Consider the following 26,284-nt stretch of genomic DNA (forward strand, 5'->3'; position numbering starts at 1 on the left):
ACGATGTGATTTTAGCGCATGGGGTAGTGGGGGACTAAATCAACCCTGGAGCGTCGGTGGCAGTGACTTCACCGGTGCGCAAGTAGTGCACGCCGATGTCATCGACAACCTTATTCATAGAGGCAAAGTGCCCATGGCCAGGGCCGTGGACGGTGACTACACGCGACTGCATCGGCTTGGAGAGGCTCGTGTGGTATTGGTACGGCGTTTGTGGGTCGCCGGTTGCTTGAATCTGGAGGGGCTTGGTGGCGAGCTTGGAGCCGTCGAGAGGCGCCTGGCCCGTGACCGGCGCACGTCCACCACAGCCTGCGCCGGAGCCGTAGAGAGAGTTGAATTGGGTGAAGGGATCAGCGCTGACGAAGTTGGACCACAGGTAGCTCGGGTATAGCAGCGGATTTCCAGGCACGGTATTTTCATTACAGACAATGAGGTTCTGCATATTCGACGCCTGAGCGAGGGACTCTTGCTGTTTGCGCAGGGCCTCCGGGTCGGCCTGCTCCGCATCCATAGGTTCGCTACCGTTGAGGTGCTTGGCAAAGGCATCCCATTGCGAAGGGGTCGGTACAACAAGGAGGCGCGTCATGTTCAGTAACGGGGAGGCTACTTGCAGGGCGTTGGGGTTTTGAATCTTCTGGCTGAGGAACTCCGCCTGCACGCGCAATGGGCCGGTGGCGGTCATAATGTCCGCACCGGGCTGACCGGCAAATTCGAGGCCTGGAGGTAGGTCACCAATCTTGGCGTTCGGTGGCAAGACGGTAGGGCGTACACCTGCCTCACGAGCTACCTTTTGAGACCACTTTTCATAGACCTGCAGCGGGGTGGTGCCGAGGTGGTACTTGGCATCATTTTTGGCGATGAACCCGAAGAGATCGTGCAGTGCCTTTTCATAGCCGCGTTGTTGCGAAGCAAAGATGCCATTCCACGCCAGCTTGGGGCTCATTCCGGAATCCAACAAGACCTTGCCGGTGTGCTCCGGATATTTGGTGGCGTAAGCGGAACCGAGGTAAGTGCCATAAGAAGTACCGGCGATATCAATCTTGTCCTCGCCCAAGGCGCGGCGCACCATCTCCCAATCCTCCAGGGTATTGGCGGTGGTCAAAGAATTGGTATAGCCCGGGGTATTCTTCTCACAGGCATCGCGAGTGAGTTTTCCAAACTGCAGGCTATCTCGGAGTGGGTCACTAGCAGCCAAAGCATCGCACTTAACTGGAGTGGAGCCTGGAAGGCCGCGTGGCTGTACGCCGATAGTGTCCCACTCGTCGCGCACGGCCTGTGGCCACGGAATAGCGCTATTGCCGGCCCAGCCATAAGCATCGCCGCTTGGGCCACCAGGGTTTGTGAACAGCGCGCCACGGCGGGCGCTTGGCTTGGCGGCGGGCACCCGCACGAAGCCGACGCTAATGTTGCCGGCCTTCGGGTTGTCATAGTAGGTAGGGACTTCGATGCGTCCGCATTCGGCCGAGTCAATATCTACCTGCTCGGGGCAGTCTTCCCAGGAAATAGCGGGCTTGGTGTCCTGCGGTGCAGGTGCAGGTGCGGCCGTAGCAATCGGTGCAGTAACACCAATGGTGACCGCAGCAGCACCGAGCGTGGCCGCAAGCTTAGAAGAAAAAGAAAGCATAGGTTAGGTCTCCAGAATAAAAATTATTGGTAGACCTAGCCTATGCTTTTTTGATGCTTTTAGCATCATATTCACAGTAGGTGGGTGCCCTCACCGGCCGGGACGGATGAGGGGCTATGCAATCTACTTGACGATGAGGACGATGAGATCACGCGGGCCGTGTACGCCCTCGACACGAGTGAGCTCGATATCAGAGGTAGCGGACGGGCCAGAGATCCACGTCGCTGGCTTCTCCGGGTTCATGCGGGAGATGACCTCGGGGATGCCGTAGACGATCTCATCCTGGTGGACGATGCACAGGTGGCGATCCGGGACCAGGGTGAGAGCGCGACGGCCGCAGCGCTCGTCAGACTCGAGCACGATGGTGCCGGTCTGGGCGGAGGTGACGTGAGACAAGGTGACAACGGCGTCGGTCTCATTGAGGGTGCGCGGATCGACACTCTTATCGTCCGGCTTCGCGTCGAAGCCTTCGAATAGGCTGGCATCCATGCCCTCGGCATAGCGGATGTCGTTGCACTTGCGGTCCTTGAGGATCTTGGCGATGGCCTGCTTGAGCTCGCCTTCCTCGGTGACGTGCACCTCGGCCTTGTAGTCCTCGAGTCGGTCAATGAGCATATCGCGCAGTTCGTCCGCGTTCAGGGTGCCTTCGCGCTGGTAGTCGCGCGGGGCATCAACGTGGTTGGGGAGACCAGCCTGCTTTTGGGCGGAGCGGATGCGGCTTAGGATTTCCTGCTTTGCGTTCACTTTTTGGACTCCTCACGGGCCTCGGCAAGAAGTTCCTTGCCTTCTTCGGATTCAAACCACTGGCGGAAGGACTTCTTCGGCGGAACCGCGGTATCGCGGCCCTCAGACCAACCGGACATAAACAGTGGCAGGGATTCGATGGTCTTGTTGGTGCCACCCAAAATGCGGCCCAAGGCGACCATGTGTGTTGCCTTGTTCCACAGCTTCGGGTTGCTCCACAGCAGCTGGATGGTCTTGAAGAGCTTCGGCTCGATTGGTGGGGTGGCGTGGGTGACCTTCTGGTGACGGTTTTCCAAAATGACGTCAGAAAGCGGAATCTTAACCGGGCAAACCTCGTCGCAGCGGCCACACAGCGAGCAAGCATAAGGCAGGCTGGCGGAAGGATCGTTGTGGTCCTTCATGCCGGTGAGCTGCGGCGTCAGGGAAATACCAATTGGGCCAGGGTAGACCGAGCCGTAGGCGTGGCCGCCGGCGCGCTCGTAGACCGGGCAAACATTCAGGCAGGCCGAGCAACGGATGCACTTGAGGGCCTGGTGGCCAATCGGAGAAGACAGGGCCGCGGTACGGCCGTTATCCAGCAGCACCAAGTGGAAGTTCTGCGGGCCATCGCCTTCAGTAACGCCGGACCACATGGAGGTGTATGGGTTCATACGCTCCGCGGTGGAAGAACGCGGCAGCAGCTGGAGGAAGACTTCCAGGTCCTGGAAGGTAGGAACCAGCTTTTCAATGCCCATGACGGTAATGAGGGTCTCCGGCAGGGTCAGGCACATGCGGCCATTGCCCTCGGATTCCACGATGTTGATGGTGCCGGTTTCTGCTACGCCGAAGTTGGCGCCAGAGATGGCAACCTTGGCCTTCATGAACTGCTCGCGCAGGAACTGGCGGGATGCCTCTGCCAGCTCGGCCGGCTCTGCCTGCAGGGAGTCATCGGTGTTCGGCATCTTGTTGACGAAGATATCGCGAATCTCCGCGCGGTTGCGGTGGATAGCCGGAACCAGAATGTGGGATGGCTTATCTTCACCCAGCTGCACGATGAGCTCCGCGAGGTCGGTCTCGCGAGCGTTGATGCCGGCCGCCTCTAGGTGCTCGTTCATGCCGATTTCCTGCGTGGCCATGGACTTAACCTTGACCACATCGGTCTCGCCGGTGGCGCGAATCAGACCCTCGATGATCTGGTTAGCTTCCTTGGCATCGCGTGCCCAGTGGACAGTGCCACCGCGCGCCTTAACTGCCTCTTCGAACTGCTCGAGCAGTTCTGGCATGCGGGCGGCGACATCTTCCTTAATTGCGGAACCAGCGGCGCGCAGCTCCTGCCAATCATCCAGCTCTTCTACAGCGCCAGAGCGCTTCTCACGAATGGAGGTAGTGGCATGCTGCAGGTTGTGGCGCTGGGTGGCGTTGTTTAGGCCAACGTGTGCGAGGGGAACAAAGGCCTTGCTGCCGCGCAGGTTACCGTAGCCTTCCGGCGCACGCGGTGGGGTGGTATCGAGGAAAGAGGTCATTAGAGCATCGTCTCCTTGGAGTAGGCGGCGGAGGTAGGAGTCCATGGGTGCTCCTTGGTGGAAGCCAAGATCTCAGCCATGTGAACGGCGCGGACACCGGAACGCTGGCGGCTCAGGGCACCACCGATGTTCATCAGGCAGGAGGAGTCACCGCCGGTGACGAATTCTGCTTCGGTCTCCTTAACGTGGCGGGTCTTATCCGTGACCATCGCGCGGGATACTTCCGCATTCTTGATTGCGAAGGTACCGCCGAAGCCACAGCATTCTTCCTTATTAGGAAGGGTGACCAGGTCGATGCCCTCTACTTCTTGGAGCAGCTGCAGCGGGCGGTCGCCCAGTTTCAGGAAGCGCAAGCCGTGGCAGGAGGGGTGGTAGGTCACGCGGTGCGGGAAGAATGCGCCCACATTGGTCACGCCGGCAACGTCGACCAAGAATTCGGGTAGATCCAGGGTCTTTTGGGTGGTCTTGCGGGCGCCGTCGACGTCGGCGGAGTTGCCGAAACGGTCGGCGATGCGCTCGTGCTGTTCACGAACGGCGCCCACGCATGAACCGGAGGCCGCAACTACGTAGTCAATAGAGGGATCTGCGAAGGCATCCGCATAAGAGCGGATCATGCCCAACGTTTCCTTTTGGTAGCCGGTATTGATGTGCATCTGGCCGCAGCAGGTCTGTTCTTCCGGGAAGACCACCTCGTGGCCCAAGCGGGAGAGAACCAGTGCCGTTGCCTTTTGTACGTCCGGGAAAAGGGCGTCACCAATGCAAGTGGAAAATAGCGCAATGCGCATACGGTGCTCCTCGTTGATTTTTGACATGGGGTAGCCACAACCTTACTCCCTTTAAGCAGTACGTGCGTAATGCGTCTCCTCGTTGACCAGCGATTATTTTGCAATATTAGTGTTGCAGAAAGTCTCTATCAGCCGTTTGTGCAGTAAAGGGGACTTTTAGGGCACGGCCCTTTTCACACTTGACTTTTCAGTCCACTAGAATCGTGCGACATGACACCAGCTGATTTGGCCACACTGATTAAAGAAACTGCCACCAAGGTCATGGAAAGCCATGAGCTTGATCCCTCCGTCTTGCCCGAAACGGTAACCGTCGAACGCCCTCGCAATCCTGAACACGGCGATTATGCCACCAATGTGGCACTGCAGGTGGCCAAAAAGGCCGGAGCTAACCCGCGCGAGCTAGGAGGCTGGTTGGCAGAGTCCCTGGCGGAAAATGACGCCATTGCGGAGGCCGACATTGCCGGTCCTGGTTTCCTTAATATTCGCCTTGCTGCCGATGCCCAGGGGGAGATCGTCGCGCAGATTCTCCGCGCCGGCAAGGAGTATGGCTCTAATGATTCCTTTGCAGGCAAGAAGGTCAATCTAGAATTCGTCTCCGCTAACCCCACCGGTCCGATCCACCTCGGCGGTACTCGTTGGGCCGCAGTAGGAGATTCCTTGGGTCGCGTGCTGGAGGCATCCGGCGCGGAGGTTACCCGCGAGTATTACTTCAATGACCATGGCGGCCAGATTGACCGTTTCTCCCGCTCCCTCGTGGCGGCCGCGAAGGGTGAGCCAACTCCGGAGGATGGCTATGGCGGAGCCTATATCCAAGACATCGCTGCGGCCGTGGTAGAGAAGAATCCATCCGCCTTGGAGGGCAGCGATGAAGAAGTGCAGGAAGCCTTCCGTGCAGACGGTGTAGAGATGATGTTTGCGCAGATTAAGCAATCTCTGCATGAGTTTGGCGTGGACTTTGATGTCTACTTCCACGAGAACTCCCTCTTTGAGTCCGGTGCGGTCGACGCTGCGCTGGACAAGCTCAAGGCTGAAGGCAATATGTATGAGGCCGAGAATGCGTGGTGGCTCAAATCCACCGACTACGGCGATTCCAAGGACCGGGTGGTGGTTAAGTCCGATGGCAATGCAGCCTATATTGCGGGTGATATTGCCTATGTAGCTGATAAATTCGACCGCGGCCATGATTTGAATATCTACATGTTGGGTGCGGACCACCACGGCTATGTGCCGCGATTGAAGGCGGCGGCAGCCGCCCTGGGCTACGATGCCGATGCTGTCGAGGTACTGATTGGCCAGCTGGTCAACCTTTTGCGCGATGGCAAGCCAGTGCGCATGTCCAAGCGTGCGGGCACGGTTATCACCATGGAGGACCTCGTGGCCGCCATCGGCGTGGACGCTTCCCGTTACTCCCTGGTGCGTTCCTCTGTGGACCAGAGCATCGATATCGATCTCGGCCTGTGGGAATCCCAGTCTTCCGATAACCCCGTCTACTACGTGCAGTACGGCCACGCCCGCCTGTGCTCTATCGGCCGCAAGGCAGCCGAGCTGGGGGTCGATGCCGAAGGTGCGGACCTTTCCCTGCTTACACACGAACGCGAGGGAGATCTCATTCGTACGCTGGGTGAATTCCCGGCCGTAGTGGAAGAGGCAGCGCAGTTGCGCGAACCGCACCGCATTGCCCGCTACGCCGAGGACCTCGCTGCGGTATTCCACCGTTTCTATGACTCTTGCCAGGTCCTGCCCAAGGCCGGCGAGGAAAAGGCTCCTATCCATGGCGCCCGCCTGGCATTGGCGCAGGCAGCCCGCGTGGTCCTGGCTAATGCCTTGACCATGGTGGGCGTAAGCACCCCGGAGAAGATGTAAATGGCGGATTTTAATGAGTTGCCCGCCCATGTCTGGCCGCGCAATGCGCAGCGCGAGGAAGACGGCGTAGTTACCATCGCCGGCGTTCCGTTGCCGGACTTGGCGGAGGAATTCCACACCCCGCTCTACGTTTTCGATGAAGATGACTTCCGGTCCCGCTGCCAGGACATGGCGCGTGCCTTTGGCGGCCCGGAGCATGTGCACTATGCCTCCAAGGCATTCATTTCCAAGAAGATTGTCAATTGGGTCAATGAGGAAGGCCTGTGCTTGGATGCGGCCTCCCTTAACGAGCTCAAGATTGCACTGGCTGCAGAGTTCCCAGCCGGCCGCATTACTACGCATGGCAATAATAAGGACGAAGAGTATCTGCGGCTGTGTGTAGATGCCGGCGTGGGTCACGTCGTCATCGATAATGAGCACGAACTCGAAGAACTCAATCGCATCGCTGGGGAAGCGGGCAAGGTGCAGCCGGTCATGATCCGCGTCAAGCCGGGCGTGGATGCGCATACGCATGAATTCATCGCTACAGCGCATGAGGATCAAAAGTTCGGCATTTCGCTAGCCACCGGTGCGGCTTTCGCCGCAGCTAAGCGCTGCTTGGAAGCAGAGAACCTGCACTTGAGCGGCCTGCACTGCCATGTGGGCTCCCAGGTATTCAACGCGGAAGGCTTCAAGCTTGCCGCCGAGCGCGTCATGGGCCTGTACCGCCAGATTTATACCGAGCTGGGCGTAACTCTGGCAGAGCTTGATTTGGGCGGTGGCTTCGGCATTCCCTATATGCCCTATGAGGAGGCACTGGATATCGAGCGCGTGGCCAGCGATATGCTCGGTGCGGTCAAGCACACCGCAGAGGAGTTGGGCATCGAGGCGCCCTTCCTCCTAGTCGAGCCTGGCCGTTCCTTGGTCGCCGGCTCTGCGGTGACCGTCTACCGAGTGGGTACCGTCAAGGATGTAGAAACCGGCAAGTCCGATCTGCCCCTGCGCCGCTATATCTCTGTCGATGGCGGAATGTCGGACAATATTCGCCCAGCGCTCTACGGTTCGGCGTATGACGTGCGCGTGGTCAACCGCTTTAGCGATGGGGAAGAGGTGCCCTCGCGCGTGGTGGGTTTCCACTGCGAATCCGGAGATATCCTCCTTGAGGATGGCGAGCTACCCAATGATATCCAGCCGGGAGACTTGATTGCCTTTGCGGCTACTGGCGGCTACCAGTACATGATGTCTTCGCGCTATAACGGTGCGGTGCGCCCCGCGGTCGTCGCCACGCGCGTGGGACATACCAAGCCAATGCTGCGGCGCGAGACCATCGAGGATCTTCTCTCCCTCGAGGTCGACTAGCTGGTGCCCGCAGTCCCGCCACAAAACCTAATTTAATTCAGGCCTTGTGGCGGGGCTTTTTCTATCTATGGGTCTATTTAGGGCGAAAGTAGACAGCTTGTTCTGTATAGTGTCCTATATCCGCACTGAGCGGGAACGACACGTTAACCCCAACTTCAATATGGAGACGGACTATGGCTGCATCGACTAGCGAGCTTCAGGCACAAAAGCATTCCGGCAAGGGCGAGGGTGAGACCGTTGGTATCGCGCTGCTGGGCTTTGGCACCGTTGGTGCTGAGGTCTTCCGCTTGCTGGGAGAGAATGCTGATGCCTTTGCTCACCGCATTGGCGGCCCAGCCGAGATTCGCGGCATCGCCATCCAGAATAAGAATAAGCTGCGCCCAGGGGTACCCCAGGAGCTATTGACCGATGATGCCAAGGCACTTGTCGCCCGCGACGATATCGACCTTGTAGTCGAGGTTATCGGCGGCATTGATTTTCCGCGCGAGCTGGTCCTCGCCGCTCTCAATTCCGGCAAGTCCGTGGTTACCGCTAATAAGGCGTTGGTAGCCGCGCATGCGGATGAGTTGGCAGAAGCCGCCGACCGCGCCGGAGTGGACCTTTACTTTGAGGCTGCCGTGGCCGCCGCCATCCCAGTGGTAGGTATGCTGCGCCGCTCTCTGGCCGGCGATCAGGTAGAGCGCATCTCCGGCATCGTCAATGGCACCACCAACTTTATTTTGGATGCCATGGAGTCCACGGGTGCCTCTTATGATGAGGCGCTGGCCGAGGCTACCCGCCTAGGCTACGCCGAGGCTGATCCCACCGCGGATGTTGAGGGTCACGACGCCGCCTCCAAGGCCGCCATTATGGCATCTTTGGGCTTTCACACCCGCGTGAAGTTTGAAGACGTGCACTGCGAGGGCATTACCAAGGTCACGGCCGCGGATATCGCGGCGGCCAATGATGCCGGCTATTCCATCAAGCTGTTGGCCATCTGCGAACGCCTTCAGCCGGAGGACGGATCCGAAGCCGTCAACGCCCGCGTACACCCCACTTTGGTGCCCAAGGAGCACCCGTTGGCCTCTGTCAGCGAGTCCTATAACGCCATCTTCGTCGAGGCCGAGGCTGCCGGTTCCCTGATGTTCTACGGCAATGGCGCGGGTGGTAATCCTACGGCTTCTGCAGTGCTTGGCGACGTCGTCGGTGCAGCCCGCAATATCGTCCACGGCGGCCGCGCACCGGGTGAAAATACCTACGCCAATCTACCTATCGCTGACTTTGGTGAGGTGGAAACCCGCTATCACATCGATATGGAGGTCCAAGACCGCACCGGTGTGCTCGCGGCCATCTCTACGGCCTTTGCCAATAATGGCGTATCCCTGCGCACGGTACGCCAAGAGGACGGTGAAGATACCGCCCGCCTCATCGTGGTCACCCATGCTGCCAAGGAAGCCACCCTGGACAAGATCGTGGCTGACTTGGATGAGCTAGATGAGGTCAAGGCCGTCCATTCCGTAATCCGCCTCGGCAGCTAGCCCGACGCAATAGACTGAATAGCTATGAGTATCGAAGTTGAAGTCGGCACCAAAGCAATCGTGACCGTTCCCGCTTCTACGGCGAATCTTGGCCCGGGTTATGACACCTTGGGCATGGCGCTAAGCCTTTATGACACCGTCGAGGTAGAGGTCACCACCTCTGGGCTGGAGGTAGAGATTTTTGGTGAGGGCGCAGAAGACCTGCCGCGCGATGGCTCCCACCTAGTGGTTAAGGCGATTCGCTCCGCGCTTTCGACAGCCGATGCTACCGTGCCGGGCCTGCGGGTGGTTTCGCATAATAATATTCCGCAGTCGCGTGGCTTAGGCTCTTCCGCCTCCGCCGCTGTGGCGGGCGTGGCCGCTGGCAATGCGCTGGCGGGAAGCCCCCTCACCCAAGACCAGGTGGTGCAGCTTTCTTCCGCTTTTGAAGGACACCCCGATAATGCGGCCGCCTCCGTGCTGGGTGATGCCGTGGTGTCGTGGACCAATGTCCCCGTCGATGGTCACTCCTTGCCGGACTATCGCGCTGCTTCCATCAAGGTGCATAAAGATATTCGTGCCACCGCGCTCGTGCCGGATTTCCACGCGTCTACCCAGGCGGTGCGTCGCGTTTTGCCGTCGCACGTGACTCATTCGGATGCGGCGTTTAACGTCTCGCGCACCGCGGTGCAGGTGGCTGCATTGCAAAACTATCCGGACCTTTTGTGGGAAGGCACCCGCGATCGCCTGCACCAGCCGTACCGAGCGGATGTGCTTCCTGTGACCGCGGAGTGGGTCAACCGTCTGCGCAACCGAGGATACGCAGCTTACCTCTCCGGTGCCGGTCCGACCGTAATGGTGCTGCACACCGAGGACATCGATGAGAGCATTCTTGCCGACGCCCGCGAGCAAAACCTCCGCGTCCTCGACCTCGCCATCGCCGGCCCTGTCAGCGTGGAGCTTACGCAGGCTTAATTTCCAGCCTGCATACGTTGTGAGGCTGGCGCGGCACTAGGTTAATGGTGGTGCCTTCATCGGTAGTTTCTTGCAGGAAGCCAGCGTGTACCGCGCAGAGGAATGGTGAAGGCTGGAGTCCCGAAGACACAAACGGGCAGGCACGGAGCTCCATGTCGGTAGAGTCCGGCTGCATGGCGGGGTCAAAGCCCATATCGCGCAGCGTGGAAAAGAGCGTATCGAGTGCGCGATCGGAGCCCTCCGCGCCTGCGGCGCGTGCCCAGCGGCGCCCGATCTCGATGGCCTTGGCAGACGCGGCGTCGTCAAGCTCTTCCTTGCTCGTCAGCATGGTGGTCAGCACTTCTACCAGGGTGATGTATTCCTCGGCCACCGTCTTATTATCGGGGACGCGGACTTGGAAAATCAGGGAAGGGCGTCCCCGGCCCTTACTCGGCGCGGATAGCACGTTTATGGCTCCGGCGTTGACCAGCTCATCGATGTGGCCGCGGGCGGTGTTGACGTGCATGCCAAGCTCCTCGGCCACGGTGCCAGCTTTGGCGCCATTGGGGTGGCGTTGTAAGGCTGCGAGTACCTCGCGCTGCTTTGGCGAGAGATTGAGGGCCTCGGGGAAGAGTTCGGTGGTGGGCTGGGGTAGTGAGTCAGGCATGGTAGGAAATCCGCCTTGGGATCTGCATAACAGAGATTCTATTTGGAGTGGACAAAAACGTTTGCTGTAGATATTGCCAAGGATACGGTGCTACCCACCGCAAAACCTAAAGCAGACTCGCGGTCTACCGGTACGGTGGCCTCGTAACCGCCTAGGTCTACGCGCAGCTGAGCGGCTGCGAGGCTGGTGGCCTCGACCGCTAGGACTCGCACTGCCCACTGGTTACAGGCTTCCGGCACGGCGCCGATGATGGCCGCATGCGGATCGAATGTCACCGCCACCTCCTGCCCGGGCTGAACAGGCGCGTATTCCGTCGTTGCCAAAATAGTAATCTCCCCGCAGGCGACCTCCACAGTGGAGGCATCTGTGGCGGTCACCGTTCCTTCAATGCGGTTAAGCCCCGCGAGTGCCGCAACGAAGCCAGTCGGCGGGGCATCAAGGAGCCGCGCGGTAGCGCCGTGCGCTCGCACCTGTCCGGCTTCCATGACCAGCATGTCCTGCGCCAGTTTCGCAATGTCGAGCGCGTTATGGGTAACGAGCAGGGTAGTCCGATCCTCGCGTGCCGCGTGCAGAAAGTGGCGCCACCTCTCAGCCGATTTCACGTCGACTGCGGCAAGTGGCTCGTCCAATATGATAACGGCTGGTCGTGCAGCTAACGCGCGCACCAGGGCCACGTGGGCGGCCTGGCCGCCGGAGAGGGCTGTTACTGGGACGTCGGCAAGCTCGTGCAATCCTGCTGCCGCGAGAAGCTCCTGCGCACGGGTCTTATCGTGGGTAACCATGGCGACCGCTTGCTGGGCTGTCGAGCGCGGCGGCAAGCCCGGCCGCTGGGTGAGTAAGACGATGCCGGTTGCGTCTGGAGAAACCTCACCGCCGCTCAGGCGCCCAGCAATGCGTCCCATAAAAGTGGTCTTGCCGGAGCCGTTCGGGCCCACCACGGCCGTAATGGCTCGCGGAGACAAAGCCGTGCGCACGCCATCGACCGTCACGGATACCGCCTGCGCATTCGTGGGCTGGGTGAGCTCGCGGAGCTTGTCCACGTCCAGTGAATGCAGCTGCCTTGCCCGCGGCTGGTAGCGCCGCCTGCGCAGGGCCGGCAAGCCCGCAAGCGCCAGGCAGACCAAGGCCAGCCCGATAAGCAGGGCGGAGAGCACGTAGGCGCCGTCCGCGTCGACCTCGCGCTCTAAGTAGATGCCCAGCGGCATCGTGCGGGTAACCCCTGGCTGAGAGCCGGCAAAGGTCAGTGTCGTGCCAAATTCGCCCAATGAGCGCGCGAAGGCCAACGCCGCGCCAGTAGTTACAGCCGGCGCGATCGAAGGAAGGGTGATCTTGCCGAGTATCTCCCAACGCCCCAAGCCCACGCCCCGCGCCGAAGCGAGGATTTCCTGGTCTAGTTGGCGCAGCGCCGAATCGACCGCTACCACCACAAAGGGCAGTGCCACGAAGGTTTGCGCCACCACGACTCCTGGGAAGGCGAAGGCGAGGTGGATGCCCAGGGCGTCGAGAAGCGGGGAGAGGTAGCCCTTGCGCCCTAAGGCTGCGGTAAGGGCCAAACCGCCGACCACCGGTGGCATAGCCAGAGGAAGGTAGACCAAAAGACGGATAATGGTGCTGCCGCGACCGAGCTGCTGGACCCATAATGCCAGGCCCAAGCCCATTACGAGCGCGAGCAGCATGGATTGGAAAGCCGCCGCCACGGAGATGAGCAGCATGTCTCGAATCTCTTCGCGGCCAAGGTAATCGCTGATGCGCGCCCACGGCACCCGCAGCCCGAGAGCTGCCACGGGAACAATGATGGTAGCTACCGCAATGAGACCAATGAGGCCGATAAGCAGCGGGGCCTTGGGGCGGACAGGCTGAGGGGCGGACATAGACTACTTCGCTGGGCTGAAGCCAAGGTGGTGCCAGGTGGAATCAAAGTCGCTGGCCAACAAATTGAGCACCGCGCGGGCCTGGTCGGGATGAGAGGCGTCCGTGGCAACGGCGCCCAGGATCTGATTAGAGAATTTCTCCGCCCCAGGAATATCAATCACCTCAACATCATTGCCGGCCGCGGCGGCATCTGTGGAGTAGACCCATCCAGCATCGGCTTCACCCGAGGCCACCTTTCCTAAAACATCCGCTACCTGGCGCTCCTGGGAGGAGGGGTGCACGTCCAAATGCTGGTCATCGATGATCTGGGAGGAAATATCGCCGCAGGGTACTTGCGGATCGCAGAGTACGAAGTGATGGGAGTGGGATAGATCTTGCACGGAATGGATTCCCGCCGGGTTTCCTTTAGGTACCACCATGACCATGACATTCGTGGCGAGCACCTCGGGGGCGGTCACGGTTCCATCCTGGACCGCCTTATCCATGGTCTTTTTGGAAGCCGTGAGGAGAAGATCGGCCGGAGCGCCCTCGCGCAGCTTGCTCACCAGATCGGAAGAGCCGCCATTTTCAAAGCTCAAATTCACCGGAGATTCGAGCTGGCCGGCGCGTTCGGTAAGTTCATCATTGATAACGCGGGTGGATGAGGCCGCCAGTACAGTGAGCGTGGTATCCGCCGTATCCTGTGACGACGTTACTGACGTGTGTGGAGCGCAGCCTGAAAGAGCGATTCCCAAGGCAACGAGGAGTGCGGTGACGCGTCTGTGCATCTGCGGAGAGCTCCTTTTCGGCTTCTTTGGCGGTGAGTATGACCTACCTAGAATAGCCCTCCACCGAACAAAGGTTTAGCTCACGCGGGTGAACTTGATGTGGAAGTCGTTTTCTTCCTCCTGGAGGTAGTCAAGCTCGAAGTTCTCCTCGCGGGACTCGACCTCTTTGAGCAGTGGGACGGGGTTGTGTGGGGCGATAAGAATCATTGATTCGCCTACATTAAGGGTGCCCAGCGCGCCATGGATGGCACCGTGGCGAACGGCGTGCGGAATTTCGGAGGCGTTGAGGGTGGGGATGGAATGCGGCTTATTGGCGTCGGAAATGGGCAGCTGCATGGCAAGTAGTCCTTTCTACTGGGGTGCGAGTTTCGCTCTGACCCCAATATTAGTACGATAAAACTCGTGCAAAATAATAGCGTGGCGCTTCGCCTTGTCATTCTTGCCTGTGCGGGTCTATCCCTGCTGGTTGGGCTGGGTGCGGGCGCCTCCCTCCTGGGTTTGAACGCCACCCCGGGAGCATCCTTTGCCGCCGACCACGGGCCGCTAATGATCTTTGGTTTCGTAGGCGGAGCCATAGGCCTCGAACGCGCCGTCGCCGTGCGCACCACGTGGGCCTGGGTGGGGCCTGTATGCCACGTCGCTGGCGTGCTCAGCATTCTCGCCGGCCTACCGCGTGGGGTCGCAGCCATGTTCTTTGCCGCCGGCTTCCTTGTCCTTGGCTGCATCTATGCCACTATCTACCGCCGTCAGGCTAGCCTCGCGATTCTGGTGCAGGCAGTCGGCGTCATTGGGGGAGTAGCCGCCGCTGCCCTCTGGGCCATGGGGCCGGGGTTTGCTACAGCGATGCCGCTGTGCGCACTTTATGCCGTGGCCACCATCATCGGCGAGCGCATGGAATTAGCGCGCATAACCATGGCCGGAACGCGCGCCGAAAATCAGCTCACCCTCTTAGTGCTGGGGCTGGCGGCAGTAAGCGTTATCTATATGCTTTCCCCGGCGGTGGGCTATCGCGCTATGGGGCTGATGTTGATCGCCATCGCCGTGGCGACCGCGCGGGTGGATGTGGCCAAGAACTTGGTGCGCTCACAAGGATTGCCGCGCTTTTCGGCGGCATGCATGCTGGCCGGCTACGCCTGGCTCGCGTTCGGCGGGTACTTGTGGCTGATCTATGGCGAGGCCACCGGCTTTGTCTATGATGCCTCGGTGCACACCATTTTCCTGGGCTTTGTCATGTCCATGATTTTCGCGCACGCGCCCATCTCTTCACCTCTGTTATTCGCCGCCGCCTGCCATACCACAAAGTGCTCTACGTACCTGTGGGGCTCTTGCATGGTGGCCTTGCGCTGCGAGTCCTTGCAGATTGTGCCCAGCACACCACAGCGCTCCAAAGCGGCGGGGTGGTTACCATTATTGCGGTAATAGGCTTTCTTGCCTGCGGCATTACCTTGACCAGCAAGGAGGCGCGACGTGCGCATTCATGACATTTCCCTGGCCGCACGCGGCCGTTGGCATACCCTTAGCGCTGCCATTATCGCCGGGTGGATCCTTGTCGGCCTCGGCCTGCTCATCGCTAGCTCCTTGGGCGCACCCGTGGTGTGGTGGGATATCATCCACCCCTTCACAATTGGCGCGCTGACCACGGCGATCATCGTCTTTTCCACCCACTTCACCGAGGCCTTGACTAGGACTGCGGGTGGGGACTACCGGGGCGTCGGCAGTCGCGTGGCACTAGTCCAGATCGGGCTTATCTTGTTGCTCATCGATAGGGCGGGGTATGACTGGGGCCCGCTTGCCGACGTCGCCTCAACCCTCATCATCGCCGCCCTCGCCTGGCATCTGTGGTTCGTCGCGCGGCGCCTACGCGGCTCATTGTCTGGTTCTTTTGCCGTGACCGTGCCCTTTTATATCGCCGCTAGCGTGTTCATGATTGTCTCCGTAGTACTCGTCATCCTCAGCGGCAACAGGGTAGGCGAGTACTCCCTCCTCATCGGCGCGCACTCGCGCGGTATGGTCTGGGGATTTGCCTGGCTGACCGTCATCGGCACGGTGGTCACGCTGCTTCCCACGTTGTCTGCCACTGCGATTTCCTCCACCGCCCGTGCAAGATGTACCCGTGCGCTCATCGTGCATTGCGTGGGGCTGGGATGTGCGATGGCACTATACGCGGTAGGCCTCACCCGAGCTGCAGGCGTGGCCCAGCTGCTCGTGGTCTTGGCAGCCCTGCTCATCATCCAGCCGGTACTCGCTACCGTCATGGGGCGCTCACCACGGCTGACCACCGCCACCGTTGCCGTCATCGCCGGCCTGCTGTGGATGCTGGCGTTGTGCGCCGGTGATGCCATCTCCGCAGCCGTCGGAGCCTACCCGCGCACCATCACCTTGGTTGTGCTTCCCGCCTTCCTCGGTGCTGGCCTCTTGCAGCTGGTGACCGGTGTCCTACACCACCTGCTGCCCATACTCACCGGGGCGCGCCCCAATACCGCCGAGCGCACCGGTTACGCCCGCCTGCTGCTTATCAACGTAGGCGGACTACTTAGCTTGCTCGACGCTACTGCGGCCGGGCTTATCATGATGGGGATAGGGATTGCCGCCAATATCTTCGCCGTCGGCCGCGCCCTCTACTTACAGAAAAGACTGGAGAACTAAATGCTGAGCGTTTCTTCCTCGCAACCCGCGGACAAGCCCGCCTCCAAGGACTCATCTTGGGCTTCGTGGCTACTCATCGGTATCGCGTTAGCGGCAGTTATCGCACTCGCGGTGGTCAATTCCACTGGCAAGAGCTCTCAGTCCGCTACGCCTGTAGCCTCTGGTGAAACGCAGACCATTGACGTTGGTGTGGATGGCATGGCCTTTACGCCCTCGTCTATCGATATCGACCCTGGAACCCATCTGGTGGTCAACTTCACCAACTCGGGTGACCAAGTCCATGACCTGAAGATAGGTGATGCCGAAACCGGCCGCGTCGATCCCGGCGAGACCGTCCAACTTGATGCCGGAGTCATCGACTCCTCCGAGGAAGGCTATTGCACCATCGCCGGCCACAAGATGCAGGGCATGACTTTTAAGGTCAACGTCGGAGATGGCGCCGCCGCAGGGCATGATCACACGGTGGCTTCTGCAAGCAACCCCCACGTAGACGTGCCCACCGCCGCCGAACTCGGCACCCAGCGCGATGGCTTTTCTGCCTTCGACGCCTCTGTGCAACCTGCCGCCGAAACGAAGACCCACAAAGAGACCTGGACGATGACCGAAAAAGTCGTAGAGGTCGCCCCCGGCATCAAGCAAATGCGTTGGCTCTTCAACGGCCAAGCCCCAGGCCCGACCCTGCGCGGAAAAGTGGGCGATAAATTCGAAATCACCATCAAAAACGAGGGCTCCATGGCCCACTCCATCGACTTCCACGCCGGCGAGGTCAACCCTGATGAGACCATGAAATCCATCCAACCGGGTGAGGAATTGACCTATAAATTCACCGCGCATCGCTCCGGCATTTGGATGTATCACTGCTCTACGATGCCCATGTCCCTCCACATCGCTAATGGCATGGCCGGCAACGTCATCATCGATCCGCCGAACCTGAAGCCCGTGGACGCGGAATACAACTTCATGGCGACCGACGTGTTCCTCGGTGAGGAAAACACTGGTGCCGATGCCCAGCGCGTAGCCGACGGCCGCTTCGACCTCATGGCCTTTAACTATTATCCCGGCCAGTACGACGCAGAACCCATCAAGGCCAAGGTGGGCGATACCGTTCGCCTGTGGCTGACTAATCTAGGCCCCGACCAGCCGCTGAGCTTCCACGTTGTGGGCGAACAATTCGATACCGCCTACAAAGAAGGCGCTTACCTCATCAAGAATGAGGACTCGACCGGCTCGCAAGCCCTGGACCTCCTCCCGGCGCAAGGCGGATTCGTCGAGATGACCTTCAACGAGCCCGGTACTTATTCCTTTGTCAATCACATCATGACTAACGCCGAGAAGGGGCAGCACGGCAAGTTCATCGTCACGGAGTAGGCCAGCCTCGCTCGATACACCCTTCGCGCTCACCATGAAACAAGTTTCATAAATCCGCGGCTTCACGGTGATCGCGAAGAGCGGGGTAGTTCTGCAGCTTCCCCTTCGCGCTCACCGGGACGGTGATTTCGTGCTACCCGCGGCTGCTAGTGAGCGCGAAGGGGGAGGGCAGGGTCCGGGAAGCGGAGCAGGGGGAGCTCGCGCAATTCCGCGTGTGTGTCGTAGTCGCGTTCGGCGCCGGTGCCAGGGACCTCGACAAAATTCACACCGCGGATGAGGCGGCGGACGGAGACGTTCCTAGCCGTAGGAAGGGATTCGAGCTGAGTGTGGAGCGCGGGGGCGTGCCAGAGGGAACACAGCGGCTGGAGGTAGCCGTCGGCGGCGCGGGTGAGTACGGCATCGGCTGTGGAGGAGGCGAGGGTCGAGCGCAGACGGGGAAGCAGTAGCGGCGAATCGGGGGCATCCACGGCGAAGAGGGCAAGTTCGGTGCAGTGGGATAACGCTTGTGCGCCGGCCGCGATGCCAGCGACGGGACCACCGTAGAGCGGGGACTCGCACACCTGGGGTAGGCCGAGATAATGCGGTGAGACGGCCACGGCCGGGGTGCCGTAGGGGAGCTGGGCGAGCAGGCGGTCTATAAAACGTGTTCCGTGGGCGGAAAGAGAGGCTTTATCTGTGCCACCCATGCGTCGGCCGTGGCCACCGGCGAGGATTATCGCGCCGAGCATTAGGCCTCCGGCAGGGTGCGGGACCAGTCTCCGGAGCGGCCGCCGGATTTCGCCACGATGCCGCAACGGCGGATATAGGCGGAGCGGTCCACGCCCTTGACCATGTCGATGATGGCGAGCGCGGAAACATTCACGGCCGTAAGCGCTTCCATCTCCACGCCAGTGCGGTCGGCGGTGCGGACGGTGGCGGAGATGAATACGTGGTCGTCGGCAAGCGTGAGCTCCACAGCGCAGCCGTGCACGCCGATGGTATGCGCTAGTGGAAGCAGCTCGGGGACCTTCTTGGCAGCGGAAATGCCGGCGATGCGGGCTACAGCTAGGACATCGCCCTTGGGCACCGTGCCGTCGCGCAAAGCGGTCATGACCTCGGGAGAGCAAGCGACTTCGCCCTCGGCCGTGGCGGAGCGCACGGTCGGTTGCTTCTCGGTGACATCGACCATGTAGGCGGCGCCGTCAGAGTCAAGGTGGGTAAATTTCATGGCTGCTCCTTAATACAGATAAACGGTGATGTCCTCGCCCACGGCGGGCGGTTCGGAGTAGATGAGACAAAAGCCATTGGTACCGGCGAGCGATACAACGCGATGGCTGCCGTGGGGCAGGTGCGAAGTAATGGCGGGCTCCGGCCGAAAGTCTACGGTCACGGGGACAATGGTCGGCCGGCCGCGGGAGGCAGGAAGAGGCGAGTCTACACGGGCGCGCAGGTTGACCCGCTCCCGTGGCGCAGGGTGCCCGGAAAGTGCGGCGATGAGGGGACGAGCATAAAGCTGGAAATCCACGAAGGCAGCCACGGGGTTGCCAGGCAAGCATAGTACCGGGGTGCCTTTCCAATTGGAGTAGCCCTGTGGGGCGCCCGGGCGCTGGTCGACGTGCCCGAACCACGCGGAATCCGTGCGCCCCAGCACAGTGTGGACCACATCGAAGGCGCCGGCTGACACGCCACCGGAGGTGATGATGAGGTCGTGGGAGGAGGCAAGCTCATCCAGTGCAGAGGCCAAGTCTGCGGGGGAATCGCCAACATGGAGGCGCGTGTGTGCGCCCGCGAGCGCGGCGAGCATGGGGCCGTTGGAATCCGGCAGCTGGCCGGGAGCGAGTTCTGTTGGGGAAGAGACGAGTTCTTCGCCAGAAGAAATGATCGCTATGCGCGGGCGGCGGTGGACCGAGACGGAATAAACGCCAGCGGAGGTGAGAGCGGCGATTACGGCGGCGTCGACAAGCGTGCCTGCTGTGGCCACTGGCGCGCCGGACTGGATATCCTCCCCGGCGGCGCGGATATGTGACTTGGTGGGAGCATCGGTGATGGTCACCTCGTCTGGAAGCGCTACGGGGCCGGCCGGGGTGGTGGTATTTTCCACGGGCACGACAAGCATTCCTGCGGTATCAGCTACCGGTGCGCCGGTCATGATGCGCACCGCGTGTCCCGCGGGGACCTCGGTAGGGGCGGCACCGGCTGGTACATCGCCGGCGACGGGGAGGGTCCATGGGCCGGGGGAGGGAAGATCCGCGGCGTGGACGAGGAAGCCATCCATCGCCGAGTTGGCGTGGGGCGGCACGGGAAAGCGCGCGGTGGCATCGGCGGCGAGGACGCGGCCGATGAGGGAGGCATCGACGGCGGCTGACTCGGCCGGCAGGGGGGATGCCAGGGTGAGGACGGCATCGAGGTGCGCGGAGATGCTGCGGGGCGTGGACATAAAAATAAGGTTAGCCGCCGATGGCAGACATCGGACGGTCCGGTTGCAGAAAGCCTTCGTCATCGATGCCATGGCCAGGCTTTTTGCTCCACATTTCCTCAGCCCAGGCCTCCATGATCTCCTCATCGCTGGCCCCAGAGCGCAATAGTTCCCGCAGCGGGGTTTCGGAATTGCCAAAGAGGCAGTTGCGCACGACGCCGTCGGTAGTCAGCCGCGTACGATCGCAGTCGCCGCAGAAGGGGTGGGTGACCGAGGCAATGATGCCCAGTGTTCCGCGCGTTCCATCCGGAGCAGTGGCCTCCCACAGGGCGGCGGGGGCAGATCCCCGCGGTTCGTGGGCGGGCTCCATGGAGAAGTGGGTGCGCAGGCGGCCAAGGATATCTTCGGCCGTTACCATGTCCTCGCGGCGCCATTGCTCGCGGGGCCCAAGCGGCATCTGTTCGATGAAGCGCAGCTGAGCACCGTGGCGGACGGCATAGTCCGCTAGCGGGACGATGTCTTCTTCGTTGACCCCGGGCATGACCACGGCGTTGATTTTGATGGGGTGGAGGCCTGCGGCATCCGCAGCGGCGATGGCCTGGAGCACGTGATCAAGGCGGTCGCGGCGGGTGAGCGCGGCGTAGCGCTCGCGGTCGATGGTATCGAGCGAGATATTGATGCGATCGAGTCCGGCTGCGGCGAGGGCGCCGGCGCGCTTTTCTAGGCCAAGCCCGTTGGTGGTTAGCGCGGTGGACGGGGATCTCCCCTGGTCGGTGCGCAGCTCTTTAGTGGCGGCAATAATCTTTTCCAGCGACTTACGCAGCAAGGGTTCGCCGCCGGTAAAACGCACTTGGCGGATGCCCAGCTTGCCGACGCCAATTCGAATCAGTCGGATGGTTTCCTCATCGCTCAAGGTCTTCTCTGTGGGCATCCACTCTAAGCCTTCGGCCGGCATGCAATAGGTGCAGCGCAAGTTGCAGCGATCCGTGAGGGAGACGCGCAGGTCGCGGGCTTGGCGGCCATAGCGATCCAGCAGTGCGCGCGTGCCATCAGCAGCCGGGGCGGGCAGATCCGCTGGCGACTGCGCCCGGACCACGGTGGGCAGGGGCAGGGAAACTACGGGTCGCTGCGTGGAAGAGGTCATCGGTGCCAGTCTAAGAGAGGGGATGAGGTACACCAAGCTGCAACGGCTTAGAGAAGGATATTATTCCTAGTTTTCCCGGCTTAAATCGGTGGCTTCGGTGGCAGCGAGGCGCTGCGATTCGCCTGGACCCTTGAGCCGGATGATGTTGTACTCGCCTTCTGCCAGGTGGGTACGCAAATCCTTCTTATCGAATTTGCCCACGGAAGTTTTATCGATGGACTTTACAAAGGTCCAGTACTCCGGCAGCATCCAACTCGGCAGCTCCTTGCGCATGCTGGCGCGCAGGCGCTCTGCGGTTTCGATGGTGGGAGAAGCACCTTCTGCCAAGACGGTAACGGCCAGTGGGCGCTCGACCCATTGCTTATCGGGATAGCCGATAACGGCGGCTTCGACGACGAGTGGGTCAGACATGATGAGGTTTTCGAGCTGGACGGAATAGATCCACTCGCCGCCGGAGCGGATGACGTCTCGGGCGCGGTCCTCTACGGTAAGGAAGCCGTCCTTGGTGACCGAGCCGACATCGCCAGTGCGCAGCCAGCCATCCGCGGTGAACTTGCCCTCTGCAGCCTCGACCTGCTTGCCGCGAAATTCGGAGGCGATTTCGCCCGGCTCAGCGGTAGGCGAGTGGTAGTAAGAACCGGTGACCAGGTTGCCGCGTACCTGCAGCTCGCCCGCGTTGCGGTCGGTTCGGGCCACAACTTGGCCGTCATTGACCACGCGGTATTCCAGCGAGGCGGGGATGCGACCTTGAGAAATGCGGTAGGCCCACCGGGTATCGCCCGAAGCGCCCTGAGGAGGGCGGGCGACGCTGCCGACGGTGGAGGTTTCTACCATGCCCCACACGTGAACAACGTCGACACCGTAGCGTTCCTCCCACATCTTGATAAGAGTTGGGGGAACAGGGGAGCCGCCGGCATAGATCTCCGTGAGGGTCATGCGCTCCGGCGGGTGGTGCATGTAGTGCACAAAGAGTTGGATCCAGATGGTGGGAACGCCGTGGGCCACGCGCGGAGAAGTAGCGGCAATGGCCTTGGCAAGGGTGGGGGCGGATACGTCGGCGTCGGGAAGCACGAGCGGGGTGCCCGTCATGAAGCAGGTAAAGGGAACGCCCCAGCTCAGCACGTGACAGATGGGGATGCAGCACAGGAAAGTCTCGCCGTGGGTGATGCACAGCGAGTCCGAGGAGCGCAGCTGCATGGCCTCCAGATACAGCGAACGGTGCGAATACAGTACGCCCTTGGGGGCACCCGTGGTGCCTGTGGAATAGCACAGTGCCGCGGCCGTGCGCTCATCTAGTTCCGGCCAGTCATAGACGGTGGAGCGGCCATCAATTAAAGCTTCATAGGAATACACTTCAATCCCACGGGGGAAGAGATGGGCAAACTGCTGCGCAGGCTGTGCGCCGGTAATGATGACGCTTTTCACGGAGTCGGTACCCACAAGCACCTTGCCTAGTTGCTGCGCCAGCCGGGGATCGCACACGATGGCAGATATTTCCGCGTGATTAATAATATGGCGAATCTGGTCATTCATCAGCTGCTTATTCAGCGGCGCAAAAATCGCGCCCTTGCAAGCAGTGCCAAACATGACCTCGAGGTGTTCGGCGCAGTTCCACATAAAACTGCCCACCCGCTCATCGCCGGTAATACCCAAATCATCATGAATAGCGTGGGCGAAGGCGGCTGCGCGAGCGGCGATATCGCGGAAGGTAACTTCTTCGGCCGGATCAAATTCAGAGCCGGTGCCCTCACCGTGCCAGGTTGTCACCGTGGTGCTGCCGTGCACCGAGGCGCCGTATTCCAAAATGCGGGTCAGGGAGAGGGGGATATCCATCATCGTGGAAAGCATGCCTCTACTGTAGCGGTGTCATGGTGCGGGCGTTGCGGTCTATGCGTTATACTTGTTCGCGACTGGTAGGAAACCGGAATTTTTAGCTCCCCTTTCCTATGGATTCGGGCCCAGAGAAGTTTTGCCCGCAGTCGTTTCTTGATTTCTTCCGGTTCGTGCACCCGCTGTGCGAATTCTCCTTGAGAACATGGAAGAGGCCTCATACTTATTGCCCGGCAGGACGCGCATGCGCCTTGGCACGAGGGCGAGAAGTCCTAGAAAAATACACATTGGCTTCCAGTGCAACGCCGTGAGCCTAGGCTACGGCGGCTCCCGCATCATCGGACCTGGTCAAGCAACGAAAGGATATCCGTGAGCGAAACGGACAACACCGCAGCACAGGATCTTGCATCCCTGAAGCTGCCGGAATTGCGCAAAATGGCCGCAGAGCGCGGCCTACGTGGTGTCTCTGCCCTGCGCAAGGGGGATCTCATCACCGCCATCAAGACTGGTCAAGTTCCGCCAAAGGCCAAGGCCAAGGTGGAAAAGGCCGCTCGGGTAGAAAAGGCGGAAAAGGCAGAGAAATCTGATAAACCAGAAAAGCCACGCGCGCAGGCGCAGGACGATGCGCCGCAGAAGGCGGAAAAGCAGGAAGAATCCGGCGAGAAGCAGGATAACCGCCAGCAGAACTCTGGCGACGAGCAGCGCTATGAGTCGCGTTCTCAGGCACGCCGCGCTCGCCGCAACCGCGCCCGCCGGCAAGAACGCCAGGAGCGGCAGGAACGTCAAGAGCGCGAGGAACGCAGCCACAACGAGGAGCAGGGCGGCAATAAAGACAACCGCGAGAATAACTCCCAGGATGGCTCCGATAATCAGGGCGATAAGAATGACCGCGGCGATAATAAGCAGCGCGGCAATCGCCACGATGACAACAATAATCACGAGCGCGGCAACCGTCGTGGGCGCCGCAATCGCCGCAACCGCCGTGGCCGCGGAAACAATAATGACAATAACGGCGGCAACGATTTGCAGGTCCGCGAGGGCGATGAGCTGCAGGCCGTCGGTGGCATTTTGGACGTGGTAGACAATAACGTCGCCTTCCTGCGCACCACCGGTTACCGCGCCGCGGCTTCCGACGTCTTTGTCAACAACGGCATTGTCCGCCGCCTGGGCCTGCGCTCCGGCGACGCCATTACCGGCCAGGTTAAGGTCTCCGGCCCGACGCATACGCATGGCAACGGTCGTAACCGCCGCAAGTACAACCAGCTGGTTCAGGTCGATACCGTCAATGGCATCGATCCGGAAAACGCAAAGCAGCGTCCACACTTTAATAAGCTGACCCCGCTGTATCCGAATAAGCGCCTGCGTTTGGAAACGGACCCGAAGATCCTCACCACCCGCGTGATTGACCTCATCATGCCCATTGGTAAGGGCCAGCGCGCGCTTATCGTCTCCCCGCCAAAGGCCGGTAAGACGACGATTTTGCAGAATATCGCCAATGCGATTTCTACCAATAACCCGGAGTGCTACCTCATGGTTGTCCTCGTAGATGAGCGCCCTGAGGAAGTTACGGATATGCAGCGTTCCGTCAACGGTGAGGTTATTGCTTCCACCTTTGATCGCCCGCCATCAGAGCACACCTCCGTAGCCGAGCTGGCTATCGAGCGTGCCAAGCGCCTTGTGGAGCAGGGCAAGGACGTCGTTGTTTTGCTCGACTCCATTACCCGCCTGGGCCGCGCCTACAATAATTCCTCCCCGGCATCCGGCCGCATCCTCTCTGGCGGTGTGGACTCCAACGCGCTCTACCCGCCAAAGCGCTTCCTCGGCGCCGCCCGCAATATCGAAGAGGGCGGCTCGCTGACAATCATCGCCACCGCCATGGTGGAGACCGGTTCTACCGGCGATACCGTCATCTTCGAGGAATTCAAGGGCACCGGAAATGCCGAGCTGAAATTGGACCGTGGCATTTCCGAGCGCCGTGTATTCCCGGCCGTGGACGTTAACCCGTCCGGCACCCGTAAGGATGAATTGCTGCTCGTACCAGAGGAGGCGCGCATCATGACCAAGCTGCGTCGCATCCTTTCTGCCCTGGATTCCCACCAGGCCATTGACCTGCTCATTAAGCAGCTAAAGAAGACCCGCTCCAATGGCGAGTTCTTGATGCAGGTGGCCTCCTCGGCCCCGATGGCTGCGGATAAGGATGAAGAAGATTATGTCTAATCAGGTTTCCCTCGTTGATGACATTGTGTCCGAATACCAGGGCATTGAGATGCAGATGGGCGATCCGGAGGTGGCCGGCGACCAGAAGCAATTCCGCAAGCTCTCCAAGCGCTATGCGGAACTGCGCCCCATCATCATGGTTAATGATGAATTAACCCAGGCCCGCGAGGATCTCGCGGACGCCAAGGAGATGGCCTACGAGGACCATGACTTCCAAGAAGAAGCGGACCGCCTCGAAAAGTCCGTGGAGAGCTTGGAAGAAAAGCTCGCTGATCTGCTCGCGCCGCGCGATGAGCAGGACTCCGAGGACATCATTATGGAAATCAAGGCCGGCGCGGGAGGCGAGGAGGCGGCCCTCTTCGCCGGTGACTTGGCCCGGATGTACGAGCGCTACGCGGATAAGACCGGCTTTAACTGGGAGGTCCTGGGCCTCAACGAGTCGGATCTGGGAGGTGTGAAGGATATGACCATTTCCTTCCGCTCCAAGTCCCCCTCGCGCGATGGTGCGTGGTCCGTCTTCAAGTTCGAGGGCGGTGTGCACCGCGTGCAACGTGTCCCGGTCACCGAGTCCCAGGGCCGTATTCAGACCTCTGCCGCGGGTGTGCTGGTGTACCCAGAGCCAGAAGAGGTGGAGTCCGTCAATATTGATGACAAGGATATTCGCGTCGACGTTTACCGTTCTTCGGGTAAGGGCGGCCAGGGCGTGAATACCACCGACTCCGCGGTGCGCATTACCCACCTGCCAACTGGGCTTATCGTTACCTGTCAGAAGGAACGTTCCCAGATTCAGAACAAGGCGCGTGCACTGCAGGTCTTGCAGGCCCGCTTGGACCAGATGGAGCGTGAAGCTCGCGAGGCTGAGGCCGGCGAGCAGCGCGCCTCCCAGGTGCGCACCATGGACCGTTCGGAGCGCATCCGCACCTATAACTGGCCGGAGAACCGCATCACGGATCACCGCATTGGCTACAAGGCTAATAACCTGGACTCTGTTTTGAACGGCGATATGCATGACCTTATTAAGGCCCTGCAGGACCAGGAGCGTGCCGAGCGCCTCGAGGCTGAGGGCTAAACGGGC

General features: G+C 60.6%; 22 protein-coding genes and 2 pseudogenes. 9 read left to right on the top strand and 15 right to left on the bottom strand.

The window, feature by feature from the left end; all coding sequences use genetic code 11:
* Window positions 1-34 precede the first annotated feature (34 nt).
* The 4 genes from QP990_RS05240 to QP990_RS05255 form a co-directional block, all read right to left on the bottom strand.
* Entirely contained in the window at window positions 35-1,621 is a 1,587-nt protein-coding gene (locus QP990_RS05240; protein WP_284798618.1) for an alpha/beta hydrolase, read from the bottom strand.
* Between the two features lie 123 nt (window positions 1,622-1,744).
* Window positions 1,745-2,365 carry an LUD domain-containing protein gene (locus tag QP990_RS05245; RefSeq protein WP_284798620.1) on the bottom strand — a complete coding sequence of 207 codons (621 nt, stop codon included), beginning with the start codon at window positions 2,363-2,365 and terminating at the stop codon, window positions 1,745-1,747.
* Entirely contained in the window at window positions 2,362-3,867 is a 1,506-nt protein-coding gene (locus QP990_RS05250) for a lactate utilization protein B (RefSeq protein ID WP_049361405.1), read from the bottom strand. The genes QP990_RS05245 and QP990_RS05250 overlap by 4 nt, the downstream gene beginning before the upstream one ends.
* Entirely contained in the window at window positions 3,867-4,652 is a 786-nt protein-coding gene (locus QP990_RS05255) for a (Fe-S)-binding protein (protein WP_049361528.1), read from the bottom strand. Before QP990_RS05255 ends, QP990_RS05250 begins: the two co-directional genes overlap by 1 nt.
* Before the next feature lie 210 nt (window positions 4,653-4,862).
* Here QP990_RS05255 and argS point away from each other — a divergent pair, with 210 nt between their 5' ends.
* The 4 genes from argS (at window position 4,863) to thrB (ending at window position 10,324) form a co-directional block, all read left to right on the top strand.
* A complete protein-coding gene (gene argS / locus QP990_RS05260; RefSeq protein ID WP_284798622.1) occupies window positions 4,863-6,515 on the top strand; it encodes an arginine--tRNA ligase in 1,653 nt (550 codons plus the stop codon).
* Window positions 6,516-7,853: a diaminopimelate decarboxylase gene (lysA, locus tag QP990_RS05265; protein WP_284798623.1), complete on the top strand. Its 1,338-nt coding sequence runs from the start codon at window positions 6,516-6,518 to the stop codon at window positions 7,851-7,853.
* 173 nt (window positions 7,854-8,026) lie between these two features.
* Window positions 8,027-9,370: a homoserine dehydrogenase gene (locus QP990_RS05270; protein ID WP_284798625.1), complete on the top strand. Its 1,344-nt coding sequence runs from the start codon at window positions 8,027-8,029 to the stop codon at window positions 9,368-9,370.
* Window positions 9,371-9,394: 24 nt separating this feature from the next.
* Window positions 9,395-10,324: a homoserine kinase gene (thrB, locus tag QP990_RS05275; protein WP_284798627.1), complete on the top strand. Its 930-nt coding sequence runs from the start codon at window positions 9,395-9,397 to the stop codon at window positions 10,322-10,324.
* Here thrB and QP990_RS05280 read toward each other — a convergent pair.
* From QP990_RS05280 to QP990_RS05295, 6 genes and pseudogenes are all read right to left on the bottom strand, one after another.
* Window positions 10,311-10,970 carry a metalloregulator ArsR/SmtB family transcription factor gene (locus QP990_RS05280; RefSeq protein WP_284798629.1) on the bottom strand — a complete coding sequence of 220 codons (660 nt, stop codon included), beginning with the start codon at window positions 10,968-10,970 and terminating at the stop codon, window positions 10,311-10,313. The two genes, thrB and QP990_RS05280, sit on opposite strands and share 14 nt — an antisense overlap.
* Before the next feature lie 38 nt (window positions 10,971-11,008).
* A complete protein-coding gene (locus tag QP990_RS12325; RefSeq protein WP_396127276.1) occupies window positions 11,009-11,464 on the bottom strand; it encodes a TOBE domain-containing protein in 456 nt (151 codons plus the stop codon).
* 129 nt (window positions 11,465-11,593) lie between these two features.
* Window positions 11,594-12,010 (bottom strand): annotated as a pseudogene (locus tag QP990_RS12330) (ATP-binding cassette domain-containing protein); the annotation flags it as partial.
* Between the two features lie 75 nt (window positions 12,011-12,085).
* A pseudogene (locus tag QP990_RS12335) lies at window positions 12,086-12,841 on the bottom strand (ABC transporter permease); the annotation flags it as partial.
* 3 nt (window positions 12,842-12,844) lie between these two features.
* Window positions 12,845-13,609 (bottom strand): molybdate ABC transporter substrate-binding protein, encoded by a 765-nt coding sequence (gene modA / locus QP990_RS05290; RefSeq protein ID WP_023021770.1) that lies wholly within the window; start codon window positions 13,607-13,609, stop codon window positions 12,845-12,847.
* A gap of 75 nt (window positions 13,610-13,684) precedes the next feature.
* Window positions 13,685-13,945 carry a DUF2249 domain-containing protein gene (locus QP990_RS05295; RefSeq protein WP_284798633.1) on the bottom strand — a complete coding sequence of 87 codons (261 nt, stop codon included), beginning with the start codon at window positions 13,943-13,945 and terminating at the stop codon, window positions 13,685-13,687.
* A 66-nt stretch (window positions 13,946-14,011) separates the two neighbouring features.
* On the opposite strand from QP990_RS05295, the gene QP990_RS05300 reads away from it, so the two are divergent.
* The 3 genes from QP990_RS05300 to QP990_RS05310 are packed head-to-tail and all read left to right on the top strand — an operon-like array spanning window position 14,012 to window position 17,623.
* Window positions 14,012-15,028, top strand: coding sequence for a hypothetical protein (locus tag QP990_RS05300; protein WP_284798634.1), 1,017 nt, complete (start codon window positions 14,012-14,014; stop codon window positions 15,026-15,028).
* 48 nt (window positions 15,029-15,076) lie between these two features.
* A complete protein-coding gene (locus QP990_RS05305; protein ID WP_259824367.1) occupies window positions 15,077-16,255 on the top strand; it encodes a beta-carotene 15,15'-monooxygenase in 1,179 nt (392 codons plus the stop codon).
* Window positions 16,256-17,623 (top strand): multicopper oxidase domain-containing protein, encoded by a 1,368-nt coding sequence (locus QP990_RS05310; RefSeq protein WP_284798637.1) that lies wholly within the window; start codon window positions 16,256-16,258, stop codon window positions 17,621-17,623.
* A 146-nt stretch (window positions 17,624-17,769) separates the two neighbouring features.
* Here the strand turns inward: QP990_RS05310 and QP990_RS05315 are convergent, their stop codons facing one another.
* The 5 genes from QP990_RS05315 to QP990_RS05335 all read right to left on the bottom strand — a co-directional run bounded on the left by QP990_RS05315 (window position 17,770) and on the right by QP990_RS05335 (window position 23,010).
* Window positions 17,770-18,351, bottom strand: a complete 582-nt coding sequence (locus QP990_RS05315; protein ID WP_284798638.1) for a molybdenum cofactor guanylyltransferase — start codon at window positions 18,349-18,351, stop codon at window positions 17,770-17,772.
* Window positions 18,351-18,830, bottom strand: a complete 480-nt coding sequence (gene moaC / locus QP990_RS05320) for a cyclic pyranopterin monophosphate synthase MoaC (protein ID WP_248098924.1) — start codon at window positions 18,828-18,830, stop codon at window positions 18,351-18,353. The genes QP990_RS05315 and moaC overlap by 1 nt, the downstream gene beginning before the upstream one ends.
* A 9-nt stretch (window positions 18,831-18,839) precedes the next feature.
* Window positions 18,840-20,039, bottom strand: a complete 1,200-nt coding sequence (locus tag QP990_RS05325) for a molybdopterin molybdotransferase MoeA (protein WP_284798640.1) — start codon at window positions 20,037-20,039, stop codon at window positions 18,840-18,842.
* Between the two features lie 10 nt (window positions 20,040-20,049).
* The gene (gene moaA / locus QP990_RS05330; protein WP_284798642.1) at window positions 20,050-21,162 is read right to left on the bottom strand and encodes a GTP 3',8-cyclase MoaA; all 1,113 of its coding nucleotides are present in this window, start codon (window positions 21,160-21,162) and stop codon (window positions 20,050-20,052) included.
* A gap of 66 nt (window positions 21,163-21,228) precedes the next feature.
* Window positions 21,229-23,010, bottom strand: coding sequence for a long-chain fatty-acid--CoA ligase (locus QP990_RS05335; protein ID WP_023021761.1), 1,782 nt, complete (start codon window positions 23,008-23,010; stop codon window positions 21,229-21,231).
* Between the two features lie 351 nt (window positions 23,011-23,361).
* Here QP990_RS05335 and rho point away from each other — a divergent pair, with 351 nt between their 5' ends.
* Together rho and prfA are read left to right on the top strand one after the other, a co-directional pair.
* Window positions 23,362-25,209, top strand: a complete 1,848-nt coding sequence (gene rho / locus QP990_RS05340) for a transcription termination factor Rho (RefSeq protein ID WP_023021760.1) — start codon at window positions 23,362-23,364, stop codon at window positions 25,207-25,209.
* Entirely contained in the window at window positions 25,202-26,278 is a 1,077-nt protein-coding gene (gene prfA, locus QP990_RS05345; RefSeq protein WP_023021759.1) for a peptide chain release factor 1, read from the top strand. The genes rho and prfA overlap by 8 nt, the downstream gene beginning before the upstream one ends.
* The last annotated feature ends 6 nt before the right edge of the window (window positions 26,279-26,284 follow it).

This window comes from Corynebacterium sp. MSK071, from assembly GCF_030232125.1.
Taxonomy (GTDB): domain Bacteria; phylum Actinomycetota; class Actinomycetes; order Mycobacteriales; family Mycobacteriaceae; genus Corynebacterium; species Corynebacterium kefirresidentii.